This window comes from Streptomyces niphimycinicus, assembly GCF_018883605.1.
Lineage (GTDB): Bacteria > Actinomycetota > Actinomycetes > Streptomycetales > Streptomycetaceae > Streptomyces > Streptomyces niphimycinicus.
Genome location: NZ_JAHLEM010000565.1, coordinates 1 through 4,203 on the forward strand (window position 1 = coordinate 1; position 4,203 = coordinate 4,203).

The 4,203-nt window shown below is 69.1% G+C and carries 6 protein-coding genes and 1 pseudogene; 3 read left to right on the top strand and 4 right to left on the bottom strand.

Translation table 11 applies throughout. The annotated features are described in order from the left end of the window. Nucleotides 1-148: pseudogene (locus tag KN815_RS51000) on the top strand (GNAT family N-acetyltransferase); the annotation flags it as partial. Between the two features lie 4 nt (nt 149-152). On the opposite strand, the gene KN815_RS36540 reads toward KN815_RS51000, so the two are convergent. Both KN815_RS36540 and KN815_RS36545 read right to left on the bottom strand, forming a co-directional pair. Further along, entirely contained in the window at nt 153-638 is a 486-nt protein-coding gene (locus KN815_RS36540) for a hypothetical protein (protein ID WP_216346144.1), read from the bottom strand. An 86-nt stretch (nt 639-724) separates the two neighbouring features. Next, the gene (locus KN815_RS36545) at nt 725-1,558 is read right to left on the bottom strand and encodes a helix-turn-helix transcriptional regulator (RefSeq protein WP_216346145.1); all 834 of its coding nucleotides are present in this window, start codon (nt 1,556-1,558) and stop codon (nt 725-727) included. Between the two features lie 121 nt (nt 1,559-1,679). On the opposite strand from KN815_RS36545, the gene KN815_RS36550 reads away from it, so the two are divergent. Next, nucleotides 1,680-2,744: an aldo/keto reductase gene (locus tag KN815_RS36550; protein WP_216346146.1), complete on the top strand. Its 1,065-nt coding sequence runs from the start codon at nt 1,680-1,682 to the stop codon at nt 2,742-2,744. A 65-nt stretch (nt 2,745-2,809) separates the two neighbouring features. Here the strand turns inward: KN815_RS36550 and KN815_RS36555 are convergent, their stop codons facing one another. Then, nucleotides 2,810-3,136, bottom strand: coding sequence for an antibiotic biosynthesis monooxygenase family protein (locus KN815_RS36555; RefSeq protein ID WP_216346147.1), 327 nt, complete (start codon nt 3,134-3,136; stop codon nt 2,810-2,812). Between the two features lie 59 nt (nt 3,137-3,195). Further along, nucleotides 3,196-3,606: a DUF2000 domain-containing protein gene (locus KN815_RS36560; protein ID WP_216346148.1), complete on the bottom strand. Its 411-nt coding sequence runs from the start codon at nt 3,604-3,606 to the stop codon at nt 3,196-3,198. 165 nt (nt 3,607-3,771) lie between these two features. Between KN815_RS36560 and KN815_RS36565 the strand changes: the two genes are divergently transcribed. After that, nucleotides 3,772-4,203 (top strand): AraC family ligand binding domain-containing protein (locus KN815_RS36565; RefSeq protein WP_216346149.1); only part of this gene is annotated, 432 nt, incomplete at its 3' end.

Consider the following 4,203-nt stretch of genomic DNA (forward strand, 5'->3'; position numbering starts at 1 on the left):
TGAGCCGGTGGTGCTCTGCACCCAGACCGCCAACGACCGCTCGATGCGCCTCGCGGCGAAGCTGGGGTTCACCGAGGTGGAGCGGTTCCAGGAGTACGGCGCCGAGCAGTGGTTCGGCGTGTGGGCCGCGGTCACGCCGCCCGGTTGAGCGGTCAATGGTCCTTGTGGCGTGGGGGAAGGTATCGGTTGACCAGGTCCGCCGCCGTTTGCGCGTCGTCGATCGTGATGACGAAGCGGGTTCCGCGGGTGAGTTCGAGCCAGAGCGCGTCGCCCTTCCGGAGCGAGACCGCCCGCACGCCCGGCTTCCATCGGTAGCCCCAGCCGCCGATCTCCAGGGGGCGGGTCCAGCGGGCCTTGGCACCCTTGATCCGGTCCATCGCGATGTGCTGCCGCAGGAAGGGGGCGAGGGCTGAGGCCACCGTGACGCCGCGGGGGGAGACGGTGACCTTGATGGCCCCGGTGACGAGGAACGCGGCCGCCGCGAGCAGCAGGGCCAGGCTCACGCTCCGGTGTGTCTTGTCGACGACGGCGAAGACGATCAGTCCCAGCCCCAGGATCGCGCCGACGGCGAGCATCCAACCGCTGGACTGGGACCGGTTCCAGACCGCCGGCGTGCTCTCGTCAGCATGCGGATTCATCGACGCCTCCGTGTGAGTGTGCGACCCGTAGCAACGATCGCAGCGTCGGCGGCCAAGGCCAAGGCCAAGGCCAAGGCCAGGTGATGTCACCGTGCGCACAACCGGTCCAATGCCGACTGGCTCTCCTCATCCGCGGGGCGGAAGATCACCAATCGCTGATCCGGATCTTGCAGCGGTATCAGCACTTCGAAATCCACCGCGATCACACCGACGTCAGGATGCCGCATCACCTTGTGCCCGCGGCCGTTGACCTGGATGTCCCGCTCGGCCCACAATCGCGCGAATTCCTCGTCGCGAGTCATGAATTCGGAAATGAGGTCGGTCAGCGTCTGATCCTCCGGATGTCTGGCCCATGCGGCGCGCAGATGGGCGATTCCCTCTCGTACGACGCGTTCCCGGTCGACGTAGAACTCGCGTATCTCCGGATGCCTCAGACACAGCCACATCGCATTGCGCTGCGACGGAGGCAGGGCGTCGAAGTCCACCAGCAGCCTCGTCATTTCGCGGTTCCAGGCCAGGATGTCGTAGCGGTGGTTCAGCAGCATCGCCGGCAGCGGCGACAAGTCGGTGACCAAATGGGCCAGCGGCGGCGGCGCGGTGGTGGCGGGCTTGTCGGCGCTGCGGGGGCGCTGCTGGGCCAGGTTGAAGAGGTAGGCGCGTTCGACGGGGGGCAGGCGCAGCGCCCGGGCCAGCGCGTCCACCGCGTCCGCCGAGGGCCGCAGCCCGCGGCCCTGTTCCAGCCGCACGACGTAGTCGACGCTGACCCCGGCCAGCTCGGCGACCTCCTCGCGGCGCAGTCCCGGGGTCCGCCGGGCCTGCCGACGCGACGGCAGACCGAGATCGCGCGGGTCCAGCCGCTCGCGCCGGGCCCGCAGGAACGCGGCCAGCTCCTGTGTGGTGTCCACGGTGTGGGTCGTCATACGCGTTCCAACAGCCAGGGTGGGACTGGCCTTCCCAGGAACTTCCTTCCCTTATCCCTGGCCCGCGGCGGTCACAGGCTTGTGCTCGACAACGGATCACGAGCAAGCACAGGAGGACGCGATGTCCCTCACCCTCGACACCTACCGGCTGCTGGGCCGTTCCGGGCTGCGGGTCTCACCGCTGGCGCTGGGCGCGGCGACCTTCGGCACCGAGTCGGGCTGGGGAGCCGAGCAGGACGAGGCGCGCAAGCTGTTCGACCGCTACGTCGAGCGCGGCGGCAATTTCATCGACACCGCCAACACCTATAGCAATGGCACTTCCGAGCGCATGCTGGGCGAATTCAGCCGTGACAACCGCGAAAGCCTGGTGCTGGCGACCAAATACACGACGCTGCGCCGCCCCGGCGACCCGAATTCCGCGGGCAGCCACCGCAAGAGCCTGTTCACCTCGGTGGAAGCGAGTCTGCGACAGCTCAAGACGGACTACATCGATCTGCTCTATCTGCACGTATGGGATTTCACGACACCGGTCGAGGAGATCCTGCGCGGAATGGACGACCTGGTCCGACAGGGCAAGATCTTGTACGTGGCGATCTGCAACGCCCCGGCCTGGCAGATTTCCCGCATGCAGACGATCGCCGACCTGCGCGGCTGGTCACCGCTGGTCGCGCTCCAGATCGAATACAACCTGATCGAGCGTACCGGGGAGCGTGATCTGATCCCCATGGCACGCGAGATGGGGCTGGGCGTGCTCCCGTATTCACCCCTTGCCGGCGGGGTGCTCACCGGCAAGTACAGCCGCGACGACCTGACCGCGACGCACGCCGCATCCGACGACGGCACCCGCAAGAGCTTCAACCTCGCCCTGGGCACACTCACCGAGCGCAACCTCGCCATCGCCGATGTCGTGAAGGAGGTCGCCACGGAACTGGGCCGCACACCCGCACAGGTCGGACTGGCCTGGACCCTGCGGAACCCGAGCGTGACGGCACCGATCATCGGCGCCCGCACCCCCGCGCAGTTGGAGGACAACCTGGGCGCCCTGGCGGTCGACTTCACCGCCGCCCAACTGGCCCGCCTCGACGAGGTCAGCGCGACGGGGCTCGGCTTCCCGCACGACATGCTCGCCAGTGACCACATCCGCAATGTGACCGCGGGCGACCTGAAGATCGAAACCCGCCGCTGATACCCGATCGAGCCCCGAGGGCGGCACCAGCGCCGCCCTCGGGGCGATCTCCGTAAGGGCCCGGCTCAGCCTTGTTTGGGCGCGGCCTGCTGGACGACCTCGAAGGACCACAGGGTGGAGCCGGACGCGGCGGGCTTCTGCTTCGGGGCGTCCTCGCCGCCGTGCTGGTGGGCCGCCTTCATGGGGCCCTCCATCCACGCCTGGAAGTCCGCCTCGCTGCGCCAGCGCGTATAGACGAGGTACTGGTCGGTCCCCTCGACCGGGCGCAGCAGCTCGAACCACTCGAAACCGTCGGAGCCCTCCACGGCTCCGGCGCGTGACGCGAAGCGCTTCTCCAGCACCTCGCGCTGTTCCTCCGGCACGGTCAGCACATTGATCTTGACTACGCTCATGGCCCCATCTTGCCGTAGCCGATGCCGCGCGTCGGCGGCGCCTCGGCGGTGCCTCACCCTCAGCCGTGCAGCTTCAGGCCCTTGGTCACCTTGTCGACCTGGCCGCGCGGCCCGTAGACGGCGAGGCCGACCAGGTTCAGCGCATCGGCGTCGATGGCGCGGACCGCGGCGCGGTTGTCGTCCTCGTTGCCGGTGCCGAAGAGCTCCTCGGTGTAGAGGGCCGTCGGCAGGTCGCGGGAGAGGGCGCGGGCGTGGGTGCGGGTGAGGGCGGGGGCGTCGGCGGCGTAGACGAGGACCGGTTCGCGGAACATCGGGAGGTAGACATTGCCCGAGGCGTCCTCGTACGGCTTGCCGACGATCTCGTCCGTGGCGTGGGCCAGGCCGCTGGAGAGGAACGCGGTCACGTTCAGCTTCTGCCAGTCGGCGAGGTCGGTGCGGACGATGACGGCGATCTTGGTGTCGAAACGCATGGACGGCAGTCTCGCCACCGCTCGGGCCCGCGGTCTTGAACGCTGGTGCGGGGACGGTACGCGGCACAGCGGCACAATGGGGGCGTGGGTGTGGCAGGAGAAGGGGAGCGGGGGCCCGCGGACTGGGCCCGGTACTGGCGCGATCCCGACCGGGCCGTGGAGGCCATGCACGCCCACTTCTTCAGCCATCGCTTCCATCCGCACAGCCATGACGCCTACTCCTTCGCCGTCACCGAGATCGGCGCCCAGCGCTTCCGGTGCCGGGGCGCGCTGCGCACCAGCGGGGCGGGGATGGTGATGGTCTTCAATCCCGACGATCCGCATGACGGGGAGGCGGCCGCCGAACTCGGCTACAAGTACCGCATCGTCCATATGGGTCCCGATGTGATGCGGAATGTCCTCGCCGATATGGCCGGCACCGCGGCCGACAGCGCCGCCGGCCGGGCGGCGTTGCCGCTGTTCGACCGGCCGGTGGTCTCCGATCCCGTACTGGTCCCCGCCCTGCTGCGGCTGCACGCCGCCCTGGTCGGCGGCGCCGGTCCGCTGGTGCGGGACGAGCGGCTGACGGCGGCCGTCGGGGCGTTGGTACGGCGCGGG

What these genes read in the sequence shown, in the direction of transcription:
- KN815_RS36540 (WP_216346144.1), bottom strand. Translation starts at nt 638, where the DNA reads ATGAATCCGCATGCTGACGAGAGCACGCCGGCGGTCTGGAACCGGTCC.
- KN815_RS36545 (WP_216346145.1), bottom strand. Translation starts at nt 1,558, where the DNA reads ATGACGACCCACACCGTGGACACCACACAGGAGCTGGCCGCGTTCCTG.
- KN815_RS36550 (WP_216346146.1), top strand. Translation starts at nt 1,680, where the DNA reads ATGTCCCTCACCCTCGACACCTACCGGCTGCTGGGCCGTTCCGGGCTG.
- KN815_RS36555 (WP_216346147.1), bottom strand. Translation starts at nt 3,136, where the DNA reads ATGAGCGTAGTCAAGATCAATGTGCTGACCGTGCCGGAGGAACAGCGC.
- KN815_RS36560 (WP_216346148.1), bottom strand. Translation starts at nt 3,606, where the DNA reads ATGCGTTTCGACACCAAGATCGCCGTCATCGTCCGCACCGACCTCGCC.